The 20,051-nt window shown below is 54.3% G+C and carries 23 protein-coding genes; 10 read left to right on the forward strand and 13 right to left on the reverse strand.

Features of this window, described 5'->3' with window-relative positions:
• Window positions 1–10: 10 nt before the first annotated feature.
• Together JOE09_RS06785 and JOE09_RS06790 are read right to left on the reverse strand one after the other, a co-directional pair.
• Entirely contained in the window at window positions 11–859 is an 849-nt protein-coding gene (locus JOE09_RS06785) for an N-acetylmuramoyl-L-alanine amidase (RefSeq protein WP_205065259.1), read from the reverse strand.
• A complete protein-coding gene (locus JOE09_RS06790; protein WP_200545759.1) occupies window positions 856–1,179 on the reverse strand; it encodes a heavy metal-binding domain-containing protein in 324 nt (107 codons plus the stop codon). Before JOE09_RS06790 ends, JOE09_RS06785 begins: the two co-directional genes overlap by 4 nt.
• Window positions 1,180–1,276: 97 nt before the next feature.
• Between JOE09_RS06790 and JOE09_RS06795 the strand changes: the two genes are divergently transcribed.
• The 6 genes from JOE09_RS06795 to artJ (JOE09_RS06820) all read left to right on the forward strand — a co-directional run bounded on the left by JOE09_RS06795 (window position 1,277) and on the right by artJ (JOE09_RS06820) (window position 5,657).
• Window positions 1,277–1,816: a lipoprotein gene (locus JOE09_RS06795; protein WP_205065260.1), complete on the forward strand. Its 540-nt coding sequence runs from the start codon at window positions 1,277–1,279 to the stop codon at window positions 1,814–1,816.
• A 215-nt stretch (window positions 1,817–2,031) separates the two neighbouring features.
• Complete coding sequence (artP, locus tag JOE09_RS06800; protein ID WP_205065261.1) at window positions 2,032–2,760, forward strand: arginine ABC transporter ATP-binding protein ArtP; 729 nt, start codon at window positions 2,032–2,034, stop codon at window positions 2,758–2,760.
• Between the two features lie 14 nt (window positions 2,761–2,774).
• Entirely contained in the window at window positions 2,775–3,506 is a 732-nt protein-coding gene (gene artJ / locus JOE09_RS06805) for an arginine ABC transporter substrate-binding protein (RefSeq protein WP_205065619.1), read from the forward strand.
• A gap of 3 nt (window positions 3,507–3,509) precedes the next feature.
• Complete coding sequence (gene artQ / locus JOE09_RS06810) at window positions 3,510–4,226, forward strand: arginine ABC transporter permease ArtQ (protein WP_200545756.1); 717 nt, start codon at window positions 3,510–3,512, stop codon at window positions 4,224–4,226.
• Window positions 4,226–4,894, forward strand: a complete 669-nt coding sequence (gene artM / locus JOE09_RS06815; protein WP_200545755.1) for an arginine ABC transporter permease ArtM — start codon at window positions 4,226–4,228, stop codon at window positions 4,892–4,894. Before artQ ends, artM begins: the two co-directional genes overlap by 1 nt.
• A gap of 31 nt (window positions 4,895–4,925) precedes the next feature.
• A complete protein-coding gene (gene artJ / locus JOE09_RS06820; RefSeq protein WP_105593474.1) occupies window positions 4,926–5,657 on the forward strand; it encodes an arginine ABC transporter substrate-binding protein in 732 nt (243 codons plus the stop codon).
• Window positions 5,658–5,693: 36 nt separating this feature from the next.
• Here the strand turns inward: artJ (JOE09_RS06820) and rlmC are convergent, their stop codons facing one another.
• Together rlmC and JOE09_RS06830 are read right to left on the reverse strand one after the other, a co-directional pair.
• A complete protein-coding gene (gene rlmC / locus JOE09_RS06825; protein WP_205065262.1) occupies window positions 5,694–6,824 on the reverse strand; it encodes a 23S rRNA (uracil(747)-C(5))-methyltransferase RlmC in 1,131 nt (376 codons plus the stop codon).
• 88 nt (window positions 6,825–6,912) lie between these two features.
• Window positions 6,913–7,386 carry a YbjO family protein gene (locus JOE09_RS06830; RefSeq protein WP_205065263.1) on the reverse strand — a complete coding sequence of 158 codons (474 nt, stop codon included), beginning with the start codon at window positions 7,384–7,386 and terminating at the stop codon, window positions 6,913–6,915.
• A gap of 328 nt (window positions 7,387–7,714) precedes the next feature.
• Here JOE09_RS06830 and JOE09_RS06835 point away from each other — a divergent pair, with 328 nt between their 5' ends.
• Window positions 7,715–8,818, forward strand: coding sequence for an amidohydrolase (locus JOE09_RS06835; RefSeq protein ID WP_205065264.1), 1,104 nt, complete (start codon window positions 7,715–7,717; stop codon window positions 8,816–8,818).
• A gap of 168 nt (window positions 8,819–8,986) precedes the next feature.
• Here JOE09_RS06835 and potI read toward each other — a convergent pair whose 3' ends face one another.
• The 8 genes from potI to JOE09_RS06875 form a co-directional block, all read right to left on the reverse strand.
• Window positions 8,987–9,832, reverse strand: coding sequence for a putrescine ABC transporter permease PotI (potI, locus tag JOE09_RS06840; RefSeq protein ID WP_105593478.1), 846 nt, complete (start codon window positions 9,830–9,832; stop codon window positions 8,987–8,989).
• Window positions 9,829–10,788: a putrescine ABC transporter permease PotH gene (gene potH, locus JOE09_RS06845; protein WP_200545750.1), complete on the reverse strand. Its 960-nt coding sequence runs from the start codon at window positions 10,786–10,788 to the stop codon at window positions 9,829–9,831. The genes potI and potH overlap by 4 nt, the downstream gene beginning before the upstream one ends.
• Window positions 10,789–10,800: 12 nt before the next feature.
• A complete protein-coding gene (gene potG / locus JOE09_RS06850) occupies window positions 10,801–11,934 on the reverse strand; it encodes a putrescine ABC transporter ATP-binding subunit PotG (protein WP_200545819.1) in 1,134 nt (377 codons plus the stop codon).
• 119 nt (window positions 11,935–12,053) lie between these two features.
• The gene (potF, locus tag JOE09_RS06855; protein ID WP_205065265.1) at window positions 12,054–13,163 is read right to left on the reverse strand and encodes a spermidine/putrescine ABC transporter substrate-binding protein PotF; all 1,110 of its coding nucleotides are present in this window, start codon (window positions 13,161–13,163) and stop codon (window positions 12,054–12,056) included.
• 515 nt (window positions 13,164–13,678) lie between these two features.
• Window positions 13,679–14,158, reverse strand: coding sequence for a YbjN domain-containing protein (locus tag JOE09_RS06860; RefSeq protein WP_105593482.1), 480 nt, complete (start codon window positions 14,156–14,158; stop codon window positions 13,679–13,681).
• 86 nt (window positions 14,159–14,244) lie between these two features.
• Entirely contained in the window at window positions 14,245–15,147 is a 903-nt protein-coding gene (gene rimK, locus JOE09_RS06865) for a 30S ribosomal protein S6--L-glutamate ligase (RefSeq protein WP_200545748.1), read from the reverse strand.
• 24 nt (window positions 15,148–15,171) lie between these two features.
• Entirely contained in the window at window positions 15,172–15,894 is a 723-nt protein-coding gene (gene nfsA, locus JOE09_RS06870) for an oxygen-insensitive NADPH nitroreductase (RefSeq protein ID WP_205065266.1), read from the reverse strand.
• On the reverse strand, window positions 15,878–16,162 hold the full coding sequence (locus tag JOE09_RS06875; protein ID WP_205065267.1) for a YbjC family protein: 285 nt from the start codon (window positions 16,160–16,162) through the stop codon (window positions 15,878–15,880). Before JOE09_RS06875 ends, nfsA begins: the two co-directional genes overlap by 17 nt.
• A gap of 225 nt (window positions 16,163–16,387) precedes the next feature.
• Between JOE09_RS06875 and JOE09_RS06880 the strand changes: the two genes are divergently transcribed.
• The gene (locus JOE09_RS06880; RefSeq protein WP_105593486.1) at window positions 16,388–16,654 is read left to right on the forward strand and encodes a GrxA family glutaredoxin; all 267 of its coding nucleotides are present in this window, start codon (window positions 16,388–16,390) and stop codon (window positions 16,652–16,654) included.
• A 65-nt stretch (window positions 16,655–16,719) separates the two neighbouring features.
• On the opposite strand, the gene ybjM is transcribed toward JOE09_RS06880, so the two are convergent.
• A complete protein-coding gene (gene ybjM / locus JOE09_RS06885) occupies window positions 16,720–17,097 on the reverse strand; it encodes an inner membrane protein YbjM (protein WP_105593487.1) in 378 nt (125 codons plus the stop codon).
• A gap of 296 nt (window positions 17,098–17,393) precedes the next feature.
• On the opposite strand from ybjM, the gene JOE09_RS06890 reads away from it, so the two are divergent.
• On the forward strand, window positions 17,394–19,079 hold the full coding sequence (locus tag JOE09_RS06890) for an aspartate:alanine antiporter (protein ID WP_205065268.1): 1,686 nt from the start codon (window positions 17,394–17,396) through the stop codon (window positions 19,077–19,079).
• 235 nt (window positions 19,080–19,314) lie between these two features.
• Complete coding sequence (locus JOE09_RS06895; RefSeq protein WP_239552983.1) at window positions 19,315–20,043, forward strand: phosphatase PAP2 family protein; 729 nt, start codon at window positions 19,315–19,317, stop codon at window positions 20,041–20,043.
• Window positions 20,044–20,051: the final 8 nt, after the last annotated feature.

Consider the following 20,051-nt stretch of genomic DNA (forward strand, 5'->3'; position numbering starts at 1 on the left):
ATCCGGGCGATTAACCCGAACCCGTCCCATATTTTTCAATCAGCGCCGAAGCAATAGCTTCCGTTTCCGCATCGGCAAAGCCGCGATAGTCGCTCTGGCGAAAGTGCATCTGAAACGCCGCGATCAGCACCTGCTGCTGGTACGGTGTCATCTGCGGAGTGACCTCATAACCGTAGCTTGCCAGCAGGCCAAGCAGCTTACTTTTATCTACCCGCTGGGCGGGTGAGCGGTTGCCGAGATAAAACGCGACCCGGTCAGCATCGGGCCAGGCGCCCACACCCTGCTCCGCCAGCCACTGCCAGGGAAACATCGGGCCGGGGTCCTGCTTACGCATCGGCGCAATATCGCTGTGCGCCACCACATCCTGCGGACGAATACCGTAGCGCTGCACAATATCGCGAGCCAGCGGCAGCAGTGCAGCCATTTGCGAAGGGGGAAACGGAGCGAAAACCATCTCTTTCCCCACCCGCCGCCAGCCGGGGTTTTCCAGTTCAATACCAATCGAGGTGTCGTTAAGCCGCGTGGCTCCCTGCCAGTAGCTGATTCCCGCATGCCACGCCAGCATCGATTCCGGCACCAGCCGCCAGACCAGTGGTTGCCCATCATATTTCGGGGGTGATGCCGGCAACAGATAATGTGCACTCACCGAGTGGTTAGTCAGCGTATTGAGTGAAGGGGAAAAATCACCTGCGGTATAGTGGATAACCAGCACTTTAATACGCGGACGTGCCCCCCAGGCCTCCTGGCGGGTATCCACCGTATATCCCTTCTGTTCATGCAGCCCCTGCGGCGTAATAGAGGTCAGCAAATAGATTGCCAGCAGTACCAGCAGTGGGCGAATAAAGGACAGCGGGGTCATGGGCGGCTCAGCTTCACCGCGGTGCCGCTAATCAGAATCATCAGCATATTGTCCTTACCGACGCTCTCATAACCAATATGGACGCCAACCACGGCATCAGCCCCCATTGCTTTTGCCTGTTTTTCCAGGTCTTCAAAGGCAATTTTACGTCCTTTAGCCAGCTCTTTCTCATAAGAGCCCACTCGACCACCCACGATGTCGCGTATGCCCGCAAAAAAATCGCGGAAGATATTTACACCCAGGATCACCTCTGAGGTCACGACGCCACAATAGTCAGCGATCGGGCTCCCTTCCAGCGTTGGGGTAGTGGAAAATTTCATGTATCTCTCCTTGTAACAATTACAACGCTCTTACTGTGAAGAAGAGCAAATGCCGTCGGTGGTAAAAGCATTCAAGCAGAACAATAAGGAAATCAAGATGAAATACCAAGTCTTTGCTGCTGTTATTCCCCTGACTATACTACTCAGCGCCTGTACCACTGTCGAACCCGCTTATAAGGATATCGGTTCACGTGATGCTCCCTGCATTAGCGGCGGGCCGGACCAGGTCGCCCAGCAGTTCTACGATATGCGCCTGGAACAACCTTCCTTCGGCGTTCCCGATAAGCAACAGCTGGCTAAATACCGTCCCTGGCTTAGCGGGCCGCTTTATCAGGATTTACTGAAAGCCAGCCGAGAGAAATCACCTAAAACTCCACTGCGGGGAGACGTGTTCAGCAGCCGCTCTGCGGGAGCGACCAGCGCCAGCGTGAACGACTCATCCACTATCCCCAATACCGACGCGCGTAATATTGCCCTGCGGGTGAATCTCAGCCATACCGGAAAGCCGGAAGTTCTATGGCAGGATGAAGTCCTGATGGCGCGGGAAGGCACCTGCTGGACCGTAGACGACATCCGCTACCTCGGCCCCGTTCCCCATATTACCGGCGGTTCACTGCGCCAGCGGTTCGAAGAGTGACCAATCCTTCCGTGCCGTCAGACCCGACGGCACGATCTCACTCACACATTTGCATAACAACAGCAAAGCTTTTCATGGTAAACGGCAACATTGCCCTATCTTGTGCTACTCTTTAATCACCTCGCCAACAATTATAAATTTTAACGCACGATGATTGCATAACTATTCTGTCGACGTTAAGATTTGCGGCATCAATTGCTATTCACTTTTTGCGCATGAGTATTCAACTAAACGGTATTAACTGCTATTACGGTGCCCACCAGGCGCTATTTGACATACAGCTGGCGTGCCCGCAGGGCGAAACGCTGGTTCTGCTGGGGCCAAGCGGTGCCGGGAAAAGCTCACTTCTGCGCGTGCTGAATCTGCTCGAAATGCCGCGTGCCGGAACGCTTGAGATCGCCGGTAATCACTTCGACTTCAGCAAGCCGCCAACCGAAAGTGCCATTCGTGAACTACGGCAGAACGTCGGTATGGTCTTCCAGCAGTATAATCTCTGGCCGCATCTGACCGTCACGCAGAATCTGATTGAAGCGCCCTGCCGCGTACTGGGTCTGAGTAAAGAACAGGCCCATGAACGGGCCAGTAAACTGCTCGATCGCCTGCGCCTGACGCCCTTTGCCGATCGCTTTCCACTGCATCTTTCCGGTGGTCAACAGCAGCGCGTGGCCATTGCTCGCGCGCTGATGATGGAGCCGGCGGTATTGCTGTTCGATGAACCAACCGCAGCACTGGACCCGGAAATTACCGCGCAGATTGTCAGCATTATTCGCGAACTGGCGGAAACCAATATCACTCAGGTAATCGTCACCCACGAGGTGGAAGTCGCGCGTAAAACCGCCAGCCGCGTAGTGTACATGGAAAATGGGTACATCGTTGAACAGGGCGATGCCAGCCGCTTTACACAGCCGCAAACCGAGGCGTTTGCAAATTACCTTTCGCACTAACGCAGGACATAATGATGAAAAAAGTTGTACTTGCCGCACTTTTAGCCAGCATCAGCCTGGGAGCCAGCGCTGCCCAGACCATTCGTTTTGCGACAGAAGCGTCCTACCCTCCGTTTGAGTTTGTTGACGCCGACAATAAGATCCAGGGATTTGATGTCGATCTGGCTAACGCACTGTGCCGCGAAATTGGTGCAGAATGTACCTTTAGCAACCAGGCCTTTGACAGCCTGATCCCCAGCCTGAAATTCCGTCGCTTCGATGCGGTAATGGCCGGTATGGACATCACGCCAGAGCGTGAAAAACAGGTCCTGTTCACAAATGCCTACTACGACAACTCCGCGCTGTTCGTGGTGCAGAAAGGCAAAGTCGCCAGTATTGATGCCCTGAAAGGCAAACGCGTTGGCGTGCAGAACGGCACCACTCACCAGAAATACCTCAGCGAAAAACAGGCTGATATTCAACTGGTCCCTTACGACAGCTATCAAAACGCCATCCTTGATCTGAAAAATGGCCGCATCGACGCGGTATTTGGTGATACCGCGGTGGTTAACGAGTGGCTGAAACAGAACCCGAACCTGGCCGCACTGGGTGAGAAAGTGACCGATAAGTCTTACTTCGGTACCGGCCTGGGCATCGCCGTTCGTCAGGGCAATACCGAGCTGCAGGGCAAATTCAATGCGGCGCTGGACAAGGTGAAAGCCGACGGCACCTATAAAACTATCTACAGCAAGTGGTTTCAGCAGTAATTAATGAGCGAATTTTATTCTCTTGCCAGCGCCGCCGGGATGACCGTCGGCCTTGCCGTTTGTGCTTTGGTGGTCGGACTGGCTCTCGCGATGGTTTTCGCCGTGTGGGAATCCGCACGCTGGCGGCCGCTGGCGTGGCTGGGCACGCTGCTGGTTACCCTGTTTCGCGGGCTGCCGGAAATTCTTGTGGTGCTGTTTATCTACTTTGGCGCCTCGCAGCTGCTGCTGACGCTCTCGGATGGCTTCACCCTGAATCTCGGCGTGGTGCAGATCCCGATTCAGGTCACCATTGAAAACTTTGACGTCAGCCCGTTCCTGTGCGGCGTGATTGCGCTGGCTATCCTCTACTCTGCCTATGCTTCACAAACCCTGCGCGGCGCGCTGAAAGCGGTGCCTGCTGGCCAGTGGGAATCGGGCCAGGCGCTGGGAATGAAAAAAGCGGCGATATTCTTCCGGTTAATCATGCCGCAGATGTGGCGACACGCCCTGCCCGGTTTAGGCAACCAGTGGCTGGTGCTGCTCAAGGATACCGCACTGGTTTCACTGATTAGCGTGAACGATATTATGCTGCAGACCAAAAGCATTGCCACCCGTACCCAGGAGCCGTTTACCTGGTACGTCATTGCGGCGGCGATTTATCTGCTAATCACCCTGTTCAGTCAGCAGGTGCTGAAGCGTATTGAACTGCGCACGACGCGCTTCGAGCGCGGAGATTCCTGATGCTGAGTTACTTCCCCGAACTGCTTAAAGGGCTGCAAACCAGCCTGACGCTGACCGTGGCATCGCTGCTGCTGGCACTCCTGCTGGCGCTGATCTTCACGGTGATTCTGGCATTGAAGGTGCCGGTTCTCAGCCTGATTACCCGTGGCTATATCACACTGTTTACCGGTACGCCGCTGCTGGTGCAGATATTCCTGATTTACTACGGCCCGGGCCAGTTTCCTTCCATACAAAATATTCCCTGGCTATGGCATTTACTGTCACAGCCGTGGCTGTGTGCCCTGCTGGCGCTGTCGTTAAACAGTGCCGCCTATACCACGCTGCTGTTCCACGGTGCCGTGCGGGCAATCCCTGCCGGGCAGTGGCAATCCTGTGCGGCTCTGGGCATGAACCGCAAGGATACGCTGCGCATTTTACTGCCGTATGCCTTTAAGCGCGCCCTCTCCTCTTATTCGAACGAGGTGGTGCTGGTGTTTAAGAGTACCTCGCTGGCTTACACCATTACGCTGATGGAAGTGATGGGCCACGGGCAGCTGCTGTACGGCCGAACCTATGACGTGACGGTGTTTGCCGCCGCTGGGGTAATTTATCTCATCGTCAATGGGTTGCTAACCTTGCTGATGCGGCTAATTGAACGCCGGGCATTAGCCTTTGAGCAGCGCAGCTGAGCGAACGATTTCTAAAAAAGGAACTGATAACATGAAAAAAATTATTCTGGCCACGGTTCTGGCCAGCATGACCTTTGGGGCTGTAGCCGCAGATAAAATTCGTTTTGCTTCCTCTGCTACCTATCCACCGTTTGAATCGCTGGACAGTGAGAATCAGATTGTTGGATTTGATATCGATCTGGCCAAAGCGCTGTGCGAAGAGATGAAAGCAGAATGTACCTTCACTAATAACCCGTTCGACAGCCTGGTTCCTGCCCTGAAGTTTCGCCGTTACGACGCCGTGATTTCCGGCATGGATATCACCCCGGAGCGCAGTCAGCAGGTCAGCTTCACCAAGCCTTACTACGCTAACTCCGCGATTCTGATTGCGCCAAAGGGTAAATTTACCGACCTTTCGCAGCTGAAAGGCAAACGCGTTGGTATGGAAAACGGCACCACGCATCAGAAGTATCTACAGGAGCAGCATCCTGAGATTACCGCCGTGGCCTACGACAGCTATCAGAACGCTATTCTGGACCTGAAAAATAACCGCCTGGACGGTATTTTCGGCGACAGCGCAGTGGTCAATCAGTGGCTGAAAACCAGTCCGAATCTTGGCACCGTAGGCAAGCACGTTACCGACAGCAGCTATTTTGGAACGGGCTTAGGGATTGCCGTGCGTAAGGATAACGCAGAGCTGCTGGCAAAACTGAATACCGCGCTGGATACGCTGCGCGCAAACGGCACGATTGAGAAAATTAATCAGCGCTGGTTCCCTGAGTAATGCACAAACGGCAGGCGAATATCTCGCCTGCCCGCTTTATGCTTTCCGCTGTAACAGCGTCAGCACTTCGTAGTGCGCCGTATGCGGGAACATATCAAACAGCTGCACCTGCACAATACGATAGTCACTGAGCCGGGCAAGATCCGTTGCCATCGTCACCGCATTACAGCTGGAATAGAGTATCCACGGCGGTTCCATTCGGGTGAGATAGTCGCACAGCTCCGCACCGATACCGCGTCGTGGCGGATTAACCAGTACCAGCTCCGGCACGCTGCCCTCTCCGGTGGCAAATGCCGTTGAGTCCAGCGCCGCAAAATTCACCCGCGTTAATCCCATCAGTTCGGCGGAACGTTTCGCGCAGGCAATCGCTTCTTTACTGATCTCAATGCCGGTTAGCTGCATGTCCGGCGTGGCGCAGTGCAGGCCAAAGCCCCCGACGCCGCAGAACAGATCCCACATGCTGTTAACGCCTAATTCCGCCACCCAACGGCGCGCGGTGGCATACAGCGATGCCGCTACTTCCGGGTTGGTCTGGAAAAAGCTCTGCGGCCGTATCCACAGCGGTACGTCATTGAGCTGCTCGGCCAGAGCCTGATTATCGGTCAGCGGGATCTCTTCATCCCCTTCGAGAATCGCCATCGGCACCGGCTGGATATTGGCGGAAATCGCCGCCAGCTGCGGTAGCGTGCGCTGTAGTTCCGGCAGTGCAGCCTTAAGCTGCGCCAGCTTAGTGGTGGAGCGCAGCACAAAGCGCAGCATCAGCTCACCGCTGTAGCGGCTTTCCGTCAGTAGAATAAACTTCAGCTCGCCGCGGCGGCGCGCAACGTTATAGGGCGTCAGCCCGGCGCGGGCAATAAACGGGCGCAGCGCGGCAAACACATCGGTAAAGCTGTCGGGATAAAGCGGGCAGTCACAGAGATCGACCGGCGTACCGTCGCGATGCAGCATACCGAGCAGCGGGCGCTCAACGCTTCCGCTGACCACCATTTTCGCCTTGTTACGGAATTTTTCCGGCGGAGAGATCACCGGCTCCAGCCAGTTTGCCACCGGCAGAGAAGCCATCAGCTGCTGCAGATGAGCCTGTTTTTGCGAAAGTTGCTGGGTGTACGGCGTTTCCAGCCACTGGCAGGATCGGCAACGACCGGCGTCGTAGAGCGCGCAATGCATGTTAAAGCCTGTTGATTGGGAGTGCGAAATGCAGGGCGACAGTATATACCCAAATTCGCGCCGGGTGCAGTCTCAGACGAAATGCGGTTCAGCGATAATAGTGTCGGCTGCTCACCGGCACAAACACTAACAGCAACACCAGCATATCCGGGAGTTTTTGCGCGATAAGCGAGCTGATAATACGGACGTTATCTTCGCCACTGATGCTGAAAATCTCCGGATAGATCCCGGTCAGCGTTGCGACCATCATATACAGCAGCACAATCACCTGAGTGGCAAGGAACGTCCAGCGCCCCCAGTTCCGCCCACGGATCATTGCAATCGCGCAGCGCAGCTCAAGGAAGAAGATCAGCTGGCTGGCAATAAAAATTAAAGTGGAATCCCAGGATTGTGCACTGCGGTGAATAAAGTTCATCACCTCTTCATATCCCAGTTCATTGGCCAGAAGCAGCACGCTAAGCACACGGGTCGCGATCACCGCGCTGCCAGCAATCAGCACCGGTACAGGGATAGCCATCCGGTCGCCGGACAATGTACCACCACCTCTGAACACCTCTGACATATCCCTCTCCTGCCCTGTGCTAAATATCGTCAACCCGCACTGCTACTGTCTGGTTATTAACCTGCAACACGCATTCAGACAGATTAATTCAACTATTTTTAGCCTATACGCGCCAATAATTCCACTCCACGAAATAAAATTATTTTCGGTCATTAATTATCCCAAAATAAAACCAGACAAAAAGTATATTTCTGCATCTGAATATATTTTAATCTCTCAGGAAAACGGCGTACCCGTTGGCTGAGGATGGCCAGATGCATGATTACCGTAAGGTAACCGCCCACTGGTAAGCGTATTACTTTAATTATTTCTGAATGGAGTGGAAAACGTGTCAAGGGTTCTGGAGCACTATAACTACCTGCATGAAATCCCGGAGCTGGGATTCCAGGAATTTAAAACGTCGGCCTATATCAGCCAGCAGTTAAAAAACGCGGGCTTTGTCGTACAGGATAATTTCAATGGGACTACCGGTATTGTGGCGATCCTTGACAGCGGTATTCCAGGCCCGACTCTGGCGCTGCGGGCGGATATGGATGCACTGGGGCACATTATTGACGGAGTACACTGCGCGCGGCACACCTGCGGCCACGATGGCCACTCTTCCGTCGTGCTGAGCGCCGCCGAGGAGCTGATTGCCGGGCATGAAGTGAAACGCGGTCGGCTGAAGCTGATTTTCCAACCGGCGGAAGAGCTGGGGGCCGGTGCGCTGGCGATGATCGCCGGAGGCGCAATTGACGATGTGGATATGATTTTAGGCTTCCATGTGCGCCCGGCCCAGGAATGCGCCGTGGGTACAGCCATTCCGGCCGTTCACTATGCGGCATGCGTCACACTGGAAGCCATTATTTATGGACAGGCGGCACACGGTGCACGACCGCATCTGGGTATCAACGCGCTGGATGCCGCCGTCAGCGCGGTACAGGCGGTGAATGCGGTACATCTGGCCCCGGACAGTGGCTGGAGTGTAAAAGCCACTCGCTTTATCTGCGATGCCGGCGTAACCAATTCCATCCCGGATGAAGCCCGGGTAGTGTTCGATCTGCGTACAGCCAAGAATGAAGATATGGTTGAGCTACAGGCGCGCGTTCAGCGGGCCGTTGAGCACAGCGTGGCGGCCTACGGTGCCAAAGCCAATGTGACGGTGGTGAAAAGCATGCCTGCGGCAGTGATTGATGACGAGATGACCGCACTGATAGCGCAGGCGATTGTTGATGTGCAGGGTGAAGCTGCGCTGATGCCGGTACGTTCAACGCCAGGCAGCGAAGATTTCTTCCAGTATCCGGTACAGCGGCCGGAGGTGAAGGCAGGTTTCTGGGGGCTGGGTACGGGTCTGCTGCCGGGGCTGCATCATCCCGATATGCATTTCGATCTGGCTTCGCTACCGGTTGGGGTGAAAATATTTAAAGCCTGCGTTCGAAGGGTGCTGGGGTAACTGCTGCCAGGCCTTTGCGAGAGCTATCGGATTCCGCAGCACGGTAGCGAAAGCCAGGGGCCAGGAGAGAACAGCACGGAGCGGCCATCAGGTCGGGCACGGGCAGGAAGCCCGCGCCCTGGTGGTTCGTCGACCGGATGCTGAAGACGAACGCACCCGCCTGACAACTCAATGCCCGGAACGGGCCTTCTGAATATCCTTAATTCGCTGCTTCTCTTCGTGTGCCATCAGGCGCCAGGCGATAAAGCCCACCAGCCCAACCACAAACAGAATTAACGAAGCCAGCGCGTTGATTTCCGGATTCACACCGCGACGAACGGTGGCAAAGATCTGCATCGGCAGCGTTGTAGCCCCCGGTCCGGTAACAAAACTGGAAATCACTAAATCATCCAGAGACAGCGTAAAGGCCAGCAGCCAGCCGGTGACGATGGCCGGCGCGATCATCGGCACGGTGATCACAAAGAACACCTTCAGCGGTGTCGCACCCAGATCCATTGCCGCTTCTTCGATTGACCGATCCAGCTCCCGCAGGCGCGAGTTGATCACTACTGCCACATACGCGGTACAGAAGGTCACGTGTGCCAGCCAGATGGTCAACATCCCGCGATCGGCAGGCCAGCCAAAGGCGTTCGCCATCGCCACAAACAGCAGCAGCAGCGAAAGACCGGTAATCACGTCAGGCATGACCAGCGGAGCGGTCAGCATAAAGGCAAAACCGGTCGATCCCTTAAAGCGACCAAAGCGCACAATGATCACGGCGGCAATGGTGCCGAGGATCACCGCCGCCGTTGCCGACAGTGCGGCAATCGACAGGCTGAGCGTGACGGCGCTAATCATCGCATCATCGTGGAACAGCACGTTATACCAGTGGAACGAGAAGCTTTCCCACGCGGCCAGCTGCGACGAGTTAAACGAATAGATCACCAGCAGCAGCATCGGCGCATAGAGGAAGAAGAAACAAACAGCGAGGATCGCCGTACGCCACTTCGAGCGAATGGTCGGCAAACTGTTCATGCCTTATCCCCCATTTCTTTGTTCTGATGCTTGTGGAACCAGACGATCGGCATGATCAGGATCAGCAGAATAATCACCGCCAGCGCAGAGGCCACAGGCCAGTCGCGGTTATTGAAGAACTCCTGCCACAGCACGCGGCCAATCATAATACTGTCCGGTCCGCCCAGCAGTTCCGGGATCACGTACTCGCCCACCGCCGGGATAAAGACCAGCATTGAACCGGCAATAATGCCGCCTTTCGTCAGCGGCACAATCACGCTGAAGAAGGTCTTCAGCGGACGCGCGCCGAGGTCGAGAGACGCTTCCACCAGCGAATAATCGATGCGGGTCAGTGCGGTATAGATTGGCAGCACCATAAACGGCAGATAGCAGTAAACAATCCCGATATACACCGCCATATTGGTGTACAGAATGGCGATCGGGTGATCGATCACGCCGGTCCACATCAGGAAGCGGTTTAGAATACCGTTATCGTTCAGGATACCCATCCACGCATAAACCCTGACCAAGAAGGAGGTCCAGGATGGCAGGATCACCAGCAGCAGCAGGATATTGCGCGTTGAGGGTGAGGCATGCGCCACCGCCCAGGCCAGCGGATAGCCGATCAGCAGGCAGATACCCGTTGAAATGGCCGCAACCTGGAGCGAATGCAGATAAGCATCGACGTAGAGCGGATCGTCGGTCAGCGTGAAATAGTTGCCGAGATTCAATACCATACTCAGCTGGCCGTCGGCCCAGGTCAGCAGCTCAGTGTACGGTGGAATGGCACGCGCAATGTCAGCAAAACTGATTTTCAGTACGATAAGGAACGGCAATAAAAATAGCAGCGACAGCCAGATGTAAGGCAGTGCTATTACCAGCTTGCGGCCGTGGGCCATCTGCAGCCGGGTCAGCAGCGAAACGCCGATGCGCCGCACGCTCGGTGGTTTGGTGGTACGTTCAGAAAATTGGCTCATTATTACCCCCGCTTATACCGTCAGAACCACACAGCTATCGGCATCCCAACACAGGCGAACTTCATCACCCCATGTCGGCGTACCGTTGCGGAAACGCTGGCCGTTTTGCAACTGAGCACTGATCATCTGGCCACTACGCAGGCGCACGTGATAGATAGACAGGTCACCCAGATAGGCAATATGCACCACCTCACCCACGGCAAAATTGAAGCCGTCGGCCGGAACATCGTCGCACAGCAGCACTTTTTCAGGGCGCAGCGCCACGTACACCGGCACACCGTCGAGAACCGACACATCGCTCGCCACTTTCAGCGGATGCACCAGTCCGGGGCTGTCAATAATCAGCCCGTCTTCCTGGCGCTCGCGCAGCAGGCCTTCGAAGACGTTAACCGATCCAATAAACTCAGCGCTGAAGCGGGTAGTCGGATGCTCGTAAATCTCCTCCGGCTCGCCGATCTGCACAAACTTGCCGCGGTTCATAATGGCAATACGGCCCGCCATGGTCATCGCTTCTTCCTGATCGTGCGTCACCATCACGCAGGTGGCGCCCACGCGCTCCAGAATATCGACCACTTCCAGCTGCATACGGTCGCGCAGCTTTTTATCCAGCGCACCCATTGGTTCGTCCAGCAGCAGCAGTTTAGGCCGCTTCGCCAGGCTACGTGCCAGCGCCACGCGCTGACGCTGACCGCCGGAAAGCTGGTGCGGCTTACGTTTCGCATATTCCTGCATGTGCACCAGAGTCAGCATTTCAGCGACGCGGCTGGCAATTTCAGCTTTAGGCAGGCGGTCCTGCTTCAGACCAAAAGCAATATTCTGCTCCACCGTCATATGGGGGAACAGCGCATAGGACTGAAACATCATGTTAATGGGGCGCTGATAAGGCGGCACGTGGGAGAGATCCTGGCCATCCAGCAGGATTTGTCCCTGCGTCGGGCTTTCAAACCCGGCCAGCATACGCAACAGCGTAGACTTACCGCAGCCAGAAGCACCCAGCAGGGCGAAGATTTCGCCTTTGTAGATGGTCAGGTTGACATCATCTACCGCGTGCTGACCATCAAACGATTTCGTCAGATTGCGGATTTCCAGCAGCGGCGTTAACGCCCTGCCAGCCTTGCTTTGAGGACGGGGGATCGCGTCGTTCACTACCATTACTCTCCGGCGCTAAAGAGCCTTCCCGCTGTGGGACAGGCCCAAAAATAACAAACAGAGGCCGATAACCGGCCTCTGCTGCTTAGCAAGAGTGAGTCAGACTCACTACTCAGTTATTTACCACTTTTAACTTTAGTCCATGCACGGGTGCGCACACGATCAAGTTTCGGGTCCTGCAACTTAAGCGTAAACAGTTTTGCCATGGTTTCAGGAGTTGGGTAGATACCCGGGTTGTTACGGATAGCTTCATCAACAAACGGAATCGATGCTTTCACGCCGCTGGCATAGAAGATGGTGTTAGAGATCTGCGCCATCACTTTCGGTTCCATCAGATAGTTGATGAACTGATAGGCCGCATCGGTATTTTTCGCATCTTTAGGGATCGCCAGCATATCGAAGAACGCCAGAGCGCCCTCTTTAGGAATGCTGTAGGCAATGTTGACGCCGTTTTTCGCATCTTCCGCACGTTTCTTCGCCTGCAGGACGTCACCCGCCCAGCCAATGGCCACGCAGGTGTTACCGTTCGCCAGGTCGTTAATGTACTGAGAAGAGTGGAAGTAACGAATGCTTGGACGCAGTTTTAACAGCAGATCGGTTGCCGCACCCGAGTAGTCTTTTGCATCGCTACTGTTCGGATCTTTACCCAGGTAGTTCAGCACGGTAGCAAAGATCTCTTCCGGGGCATCCAGGAACGACACGCCACAGCTTTTCAGTTTTTCGAGGTTTTCCGGTTTCAGTACCAGATCCCAGCTGTCAACCGGCGCATCTTTACCCAGCGCGGCCTTCACTTTATCGACGTTATAGCCGATTCCGGTGGTAGCCCACAGGTAAGGAATAGCGTATTTGTTACCCGGATCGTGCTGTTCCAGCTTTTTCATCAGATCCGGATCGAGGTTTTTATAGTTTGGCAGCTTGCTGCGATCCAGCGGCTGAAACACACCGGACTGCAGCTGACGCGCCAGGAAGCTGGAAGATGGCACCACCACGTCGTAGCCGGTGCTGCCCGCCATCAGTTTGCCTTCCAGCACTTCGTTAGAGTCAAACACGTCGTAAACGACTTTGATGCCGGTTTGCTTTTCAAAATCGGCTACGGTGTTTGGCGCAATATAATCAGACCAGTTATAAACGTGCAGCGTTTTATCTTCCGCCAGAGAGCCAGCGGAGATCGCCATCAGCGCACCCGCAACCACACCTGACAACCATTTTTTGCGTTGGTTGAACATCTTCCATTCTCCTGAACAGGGATAATCACAGCAGTACCCAGAGGTACATTTCTCAGCAAGCGAACCGGTGAGCGCTTGCCGCAAAATACAGGTCCACAATGAATCATTATTCACTGCGCCGTTAATAGAAAAAACCTATATTTGTAGCGACGTTGCACGCATGAATACGGCAACGCAAGAATAGCCCCACTCACTGGTCCAGACCAGACCTTAGCGTAAAAAACGCCTTTTATCGATTTTCTATGCATGTTTCCTCTACGTGATATGCCATTCGCGGCATAAACAGCGATAGATATCTGGCAATTAAGGGCAAAATGCAGAATAAAAAGTGGTGGCGTTCGGACGTTAAGAGGCAGGAAAAATACAGCTCGCGCAAATAATTAAGCAGAATGCTGAAAAGTCGGAAACCGGGATGTGGGCTGTGGGCTGTGGGCTGTGGGCTGTGGGCTGTCGGGCTGTCGGGCTGTCGGGCTGTCGGGCAGTATGCTCTACTGCCCGGGGAGGAGAGAATAGAATCAGTGCAGCATAGAGTGCCCGGTAATAACCGGTGCCCGCTCTTCATCTTCACCGATCATCAGTAGATGATTAGCAAACGCTTCCATCACGATCATCGAAATCTGCTCTTCACTCTGCTTCATAAAGTGAACGAACTGCGCGTAGGTCACACCGGCACTCACGCTGAGCGACTGGCAGACAATCAGTTTTGGCAGATTATCATCCTGAATATCGAGGAACGCCTTCACCGTCAGTGAACTGGCGTTAATTTGCGACAAATCTCCGACCAGCGGAATCAGTGCAGTAGGCTTCACTTCGGCCAGCGCCGAAAACAGGATCACGTTATCAACCAGATCCAGTTTGGCATCAAACACACCGTCAAAATTCTGCATATGCGGCAGATGAAGGGCCTGGCAGGAATCACACTCAAACCAGGTGATGCTTTGCTGATCCAGCCAACGCCGTAATACGTCGAGATCCGGGACGATGAGTGAATCCATATGCTTTATCTCTTGCCGCCATAAAATTGCGCACTAGCTTACGGAAAATCGTTAACAAAAACTACGTTTACGACAGAAATAAGACATCAGCCACCGGTTTTGAGGCAGAAACCTGGACGAGCCTGTTCTTCGATCCAGCCGATCATCATTGCAGCAATATTAAGACCGGTCGTTTTTTCAATGCCTTCCAGTCCGGGAGAGGCGTTGACCTCCATGACCAGCGGGCCGCGTTCAGCACGAAGAATATCCACCCCGGCCACATCCAGACCGAGCGTTGCGGCCGCACGAACCGCAATTTCCCGCTCGCGATCGTCAATGACCACGCGTCGGGCGCTGCCGCCACGATGCAGATTGGACCGGAATTCCCCCTCTTTCGCCACCCGTTCAATGGCGGCAACGACTTCGCCGCCAATTACCAGACAACGAATATCCCGCCCCTGCGCTTCTTTAATAAATTCCTGCACCAGAATGTGCGCATTCAGCCCGCGAAAGGCGTCAATCACGCTTTCCGCCGCCTGCCGTGTTTCCGCCAGCACTACGCCAATACCCTGGGTTCCTTCCAGCAGTTTAACCACCAGCGGCGCGCCACCGACCATCTTAATCAGATCGCTGGTATCGTCAGGCGAATGCGCAAAACCGGTAATGGGCATCGCAATCCCGGCGCGAGCCAGCAGCTGTAGCGAACGCAGCTTATCGCGCGCACGGGCAATCGCCAGCGATTCATTAAGAGGATAACTCCCGCACATCTCGAACTGGCGCAGCACCGCCGTTCCATAGAAAGTGGTAGAAGGGCCAATACGAGGAATTACCGCATCGAAATGTTCCAGCTGGCGGCCACGATAATGAATCGCCGAGGAGCCAGGGTTGATATTCATATAGCAGGAGAGCGGATCGATAACCTCCACACTGTGGCCGCGCGCCCGCGCAGCCTCAACCAGACGCTTACAGGAATAAAGCGAACCATCGCGAGAAAGTACGGCAATTTTCAACAGTTACCTCCGGAAGCGGGAAGATCAGCGCGTAGCCCAGCCCTGCTGGTGCAGGTAATCAAGCATAAACGGTCGGCTTTCTTTCACCAGCGTTTTACGAATATGGTCGCTCCAGCTTTCCACCCGGCGATTGCTGTCGCGGCTCAGGTAGTAACTTTCCAGCTGGCGGTCATACTCTTCCAGCTCGGCCGGTTCCAGATCCCGATACTGGTTTTCATGCACCAGCATTGTTGCAGGCATGCGCGGCTTGAAAACCGGGTCCTGCGCGGGTTCCCCCAGGCACAACCCAAACAGCGGCAGCACATATTTCGGCAGCTTAAGCTGTTGCGTCACCTCGGCGATATTATTGCGAATACCGCCGATAAACACGCCGCCAAAACCCAGCGATTCCGCAGCGGTCATTGCGTTCTGCGCCATCAGTGCGGTATCAACACAGCCCAACAGCAGCTGCTCTGCCAGCCCCAGCTGCGCATTTGGGCAAATCTGCTGCAGGCGATTAAAATCGGCGCAAAACACCCAAAACTCAGCGGCCTGGGCAACATATTTTTGCCCACCGCTCAAGGTGACCAGCGCCTCACGCAGTGCGGGATCGCTGATGCGTACTATTGAAGTGCACTGTAAAAAACTGGAGCTGGAAGCCGACTGCGCAGCGGCAAGAATGGCAGCGCGCTGCTCCCCGGTCATCTTCCGCTCGGTAAAAGCGCGAATGGAACGATGGGCGCAGAGCAAATCAATGGTCGGCGTCATGAGAATCTCCTTCTTTTTTCGTGTGGGAACGGCGCGTGTTAAATAAGTCCGGGGCCATAGCTTTAGCGGTGCGCCACATCATCACGATTGCCGCAGGAAGCATCAGGACAATTCCGGCGAAAATCATGACGGTTACGGCCAGTTTACCGGTGAAAGGCGAAGGTAAAGGAAGCACTTCATGCAGCGTCAGCAGGGCAATAAGCAACACGATTCCACCCAGGGCTTCGAGAATAAGAACCGGTCGGGGTAACTGAGTAAAAGCACGCATTTTGACTCTCCTTACGCTCTGTTAATCAACCCAAAAGTCCCGGCCTCGCGCCGCCACACTCTGCCTTAAAAGAACAGAAAAACGCAAGGGGTATAGCCTGTACGAATCATACCAACAGGTAATTCCTTCTTTCATTCAACAGGGGTTGCGGGCATCATAGGCGGCATTGAGCAATAAGTTGTGACTTAAGTCACATAAAAGAATCCAACCCTTGAGGAGACATCTATGTTTGCTGTGATTTTCGGACGCCCGGGCTGCCCTTACTGCGTGCGTGCTAAAGAACTGGCTGAGAAACTGACTGAAGAGCGTGATGATTTTAACTTCCGCTATGTGGACATTCACGCGGAAGGGATCACCAAAGCAGATCTGGAGAAGACCGTGGGTAAACCTGTTGAAACCGTGCCGCAGATCTTCCTCGATCAGACTCACATCGGTGGCTGCACTGATTTTGAAGCCTACGCTAAAGCTAATCTGGGACTGTTCCAGTCTTAACAGCTTTGTTCCTCAGGGGAGGCGATATCGCACCCCCTGATGCTGTACTTCCCTCTTTGCTCCCCTTACCCTCTGCTCTGCCGCTGATGAATCTCCACCAGCGTTCGGCAAAGCATCACCGCCAATGCTCCTGAGCCACACCAGAAAACCGCGCTGGTGATAATCGCGATCTCCTGACCCAGGCCCACGCTATGGAAGGTGCTTAACTGCATCAGTGCCAGGCAGGGAGGGGATGCCAGCAGCACCGCCAGCAGTAAAACGGTAAACGGCGCCTCTTTCGACATCAGCGCCGCCAGCGCGCCGGGGATCATAAACAGCAGCAGGCCAAACTGGACGTGGTTAGCCCCGCCGATAGCGATCAGATAACGCACGGCAAGAAAGAGCAACCCATAAAGAGAGCTGCAGGCAATAACACCAGACCAGCTGAAGGCTTTAACCCACATCAGAATCTTCTCCAGGTTATTTTTAACCCAACATCAATTCAAAAAAGAATGAGCGTGTGATTGTTATACAACAACAAATTTAATTATCTTGATATTGCTAAAAATAAACCAGGCGGATGCTGGCTGTAAGGCAGTATAACGATTAAAATAGTCGTCGCTTTATCCGTAAACATCATTGCTAAAAATTAGCCCACAGCTCTCATGCTGTGACTGAACTGCAACGGGGCCTGGCGGATAAAATTTAGCGCATAAATGCCCTTTCATCAATAGGTTAATGGTAAACAAGAAGTTAAACCGTGAATATAAACGTCGCAGACTTGTTAAGTAGAAATTACATACTGTTATTGTTTGTTGTTTTATCATTGGGCTTGTGTTTAGGAAAAATACGACTGGGCTCGGTACAACTGGGTAATTCCATTGGCGTTTTAGTGGTTTCTTTGCTGCTCGGTCAACAGCATTTTTCAATTAATACCGAAGCCCTGAATCTTGGCTTTATGTTATTTATTTTTTGTGTCGGAGTTGAAGCTGGCCCGAACTTTTTTTCTATATTCTTCCGGGATGGAAAAAATTATCTGATGCTGGCGGTGGTCATGGTCACCAGCGCAATGATTCTCGCATTGGGATTGGGCAAACTTTTCGGCTGGGACATCGGTTTGACTGCCGGAATGCTGGCGGGGTCGATGACCTCTACGCCGGTTCTGGTGGGTGCGGGTGATACCCTGCGGCAAACAATGACCGAAAGCGATAGCCTCAGCCACGCGCAGGATCATCTCAGCCTCGGCTATGCCCTGACCTATCTGATTGGCCTCGTCAGCCTGATTGTTGCCGCCCGCTATCTTCCCAAACTGCAGCACCAGGATCTGCCGACCAGCGCCCAGCAAATCGCCCGCGAACGCGGCCTCGACCCGGACAGCAAGCGGAAAGTCTACCTTCCGGTGATCCGCGCCTATCGTGTTGGCCCCGAATTAGTCGCATGGAGTGACGGCAAAAATCTGCGCGAACTGGGCATTTACCGGCAGACCGGCTGCTATATCGAACGTATTCGCCGCAACGGCATTCTGGCAAATCCCGACGGCGATGCGGTACTCCAGCCCGGCGACGAGATTTCGCTGGTGGGGTACCCGGATGCCCATTCGCGCCTGGACCCCAGCTTCCGCAACGGCAAAGAGGTGTTCGACCGCGATCTGCTGGACATGCGCATCGTTAATGAAGAAATCGTGGTCAAAAATAACAATGCGGTCAACAAGCGGCTCAGCCAGCTCAAACTGACCGATCACGGCTGCTTCCTCAACCGGGTTATCCGCAGCCAGATTGAAATGCCGATCGACGACAGCATCATCCTGAATAAAGGTGATGTGCTGCACATCAGCGGTGAAGCAAAGCGCGTGAAGTCCGTTGCTGACCGCATTGGCTTTATTTCGATCCACAGCCAGGTAACCGACCTGCTGGCCTTCTGCTCCTTCTTTATCATCGGTCTGATGATCGGCATGATTAACTTCCAGTTCAGCAGCTTCAACTTTGGCATTGGTAATGCCGCCGGGCTGCTGTTTTCCGGGATCATGCTCGGTTTCCTACGGGCTAACCACCCAACGTTTGGTTATATCCCGCAGGGCGCACTGACGATGGTGAAAGAGTTTGGCCTGATGGTGTTTATGGCTGGCGTCGGGCTGAGCGCGGGCAGCGGAATTAATCAGGGGCTGGGTGAAACCGGTCTGCTGATGCTGGCGGCCGGCCTGATTGTCAGCCTGCTGCCGGTGGTGATCTGTTTCCTGTTTGGTGCGCTGGTGCTTAAGATGAACCGCGCCCTGCTGTTTGGTGCCATTATGGGCGCACGGACCTGTGCTCCGGCGATGGAAATTATCAGCGACACGGCGCGCAGCAACATCCCGGCACTGGGATATGCAGGAACTTATGCGATTGCTAACGTTTTGCTTACGCTCGCCGGTACGCTGATCGTGGTAATCTGGCCAATTTTCGGCTGACTAAAAATATTTAGGGACTTCAGAGAACTTTTATGGCGGGGTGCAGTCTGAATTAATGCCACTGCTTTTCTTTGAAATCCCCAAATTGAGGAGCCCGTTAAACGTTATGTTTAGCGGGTTTTTTTCTTTTCTGCTCCGTGACTTCCGCAGCACCCTTTCCTTCCGCTCTTAATGTTGCCTTAAGCGCTTTCAGGCATCGTAGACTCCCTGTACTTATCGCCAAAGCGTCATAAAAATGTCATCAATTCTCAACAAACCCGAAACGAAGCGCGTAATTAGGAGGGAAGCTCTTTACCCTCTTCCGGCTGACTTTTATTTTAAGCAATCCGTGCTGTTAGTACTGAGCGCGATGTTTCTGATTTGGCTGTCGCGCAGTGAAAGCTGGGACATGGCCATTAGCCAGATGTGGTACGACCCGTTGAGTCAGCGGTTTCCATGGAAAGATAACGTCTGGCTGGATGTGATTAACCACCGCCTGTTAAAAGACCTGGTCATCGGCGGCGGTGTACTGCTGCTGATTGCCGGGATCGTACGCCGCCAGTGGCGATGGGTACTGGTGGCACTGCTGATGGGTATCGGACCGCTGGTGGTTGGTGTGCTGAAAAGCAGCAGTGCGCACTCCTGCCCGTGGGACCTGGTGCAGTTTGGTGGTCATGCCGTTTCCTATCCGCTATTTGGATCTATTCCCGAAAATAGCGGGCCGGGCCGCTGCTTCCCTGGGGGGCATGCCTCCAGCGGATTCAGTGCGATGGCGCTGTTTTTCCTGTTCTGGCCCCGTCGCCCGCGCCTCGCCTGGTGCTGCTGGTGGGCGGCGCTGGTACTGGGGACGGCCATGGGCTTTGGTCAGATTATGCGAGGCGCACACTTCATGTCCCACAACCTCTGGGCAGCGTGGTGGGTATGGCTGACGCAGTGTGTAATTTTCGGGTGCGTGACGCATCTGTTTAAAATGAAGAGGAAATAAATACAATG

Origin of the sequence: Pantoea coffeiphila, assembly GCF_016909495.1 — a bacterium.
Lineage (GTDB): Bacteria > Pseudomonadota > Gammaproteobacteria > Enterobacterales > Enterobacteriaceae > Erwinia > Erwinia coffeiphila.

Coding starts and splice junctions, on each gene's coding strand:
- JOE09_RS06785 (WP_205065259.1), bottom strand. CDS start 859: ATGACCCCGCTGTCCTTTATTCGCCCACTGCTGGTACTGCTGGCAATC.
- JOE09_RS06790 (WP_200545759.1), bottom strand. CDS start 1,179: ATGAAATTTTCCACTACCCCAACGCTGGAAGGGAGCCCGATCGCTGAC.
- JOE09_RS06795 (WP_205065260.1), top strand. CDS start 1,277: ATGAAATACCAAGTCTTTGCTGCTGTTATTCCCCTGACTATACTACTC.
- artP (WP_205065261.1), top strand. CDS start 2,032: ATGAGTATTCAACTAAACGGTATTAACTGCTATTACGGTGCCCACCAG.
- artJ (WP_205065619.1), top strand. CDS start 2,775: ATGAAAAAAGTTGTACTTGCCGCACTTTTAGCCAGCATCAGCCTGGGA.
- artQ (WP_200545756.1), top strand. CDS start 3,510: ATGAGCGAATTTTATTCTCTTGCCAGCGCCGCCGGGATGACCGTCGGC.
- artM (WP_200545755.1), top strand. CDS start 4,226: ATGCTGAGTTACTTCCCCGAACTGCTTAAAGGGCTGCAAACCAGCCTG.
- artJ (WP_105593474.1), top strand. CDS start 4,926: ATGAAAAAAATTATTCTGGCCACGGTTCTGGCCAGCATGACCTTTGGG.
- rlmC (WP_205065262.1), bottom strand. CDS start 6,824: ATGCATTGCGCGCTCTACGACGCCGGTCGTTGCCGATCCTGCCAGTGG.
- JOE09_RS06830 (WP_205065263.1), bottom strand. CDS start 7,386: ATGTCAGAGGTGTTCAGAGGTGGTGGTACATTGTCCGGCGACCGGATG.
- potI (WP_105593478.1), bottom strand. CDS start 9,832: ATGAACAGTTTGCCGACCATTCGCTCGAAGTGGCGTACGGCGATCCTC.
- potH (WP_200545750.1), bottom strand. CDS start 10,788: ATGAGCCAATTTTCTGAACGTACCACCAAACCACCGAGCGTGCGGCGC.
- potF (WP_205065265.1), bottom strand. CDS start 13,163: ATGTTCAACCAACGCAAAAAATGGTTGTCAGGTGTGGTTGCGGGTGCG.
- JOE09_RS06860 (WP_105593482.1), bottom strand. CDS start 14,158: ATGGATTCACTCATCGTCCCGGATCTCGACGTATTACGGCGTTGGCTG.
- nfsA (WP_205065266.1), bottom strand. CDS start 15,894: ATGACGCCGACCATTGATTTGCTCTGCGCCCATCGTTCCATTCGCGCT.
- JOE09_RS06875 (WP_205065267.1), bottom strand. CDS start 16,162: ATGCGTGCTTTTACTCAGTTACCCCGACCGGTTCTTATTCTCGAAGCC.
- JOE09_RS06880 (WP_105593486.1), top strand. CDS start 16,388: ATGTTTGCTGTGATTTTCGGACGCCCGGGCTGCCCTTACTGCGTGCGT.
- ybjM (WP_105593487.1), bottom strand. CDS start 17,097: ATGTGGGTTAAAGCCTTCAGCTGGTCTGGTGTTATTGCCTGCAGCTCT.
- JOE09_RS06895 (WP_239552983.1), top strand. CDS start 19,315: ATGTCATCAATTCTCAACAAACCCGAAACGAAGCGCGTAATTAGGAGG.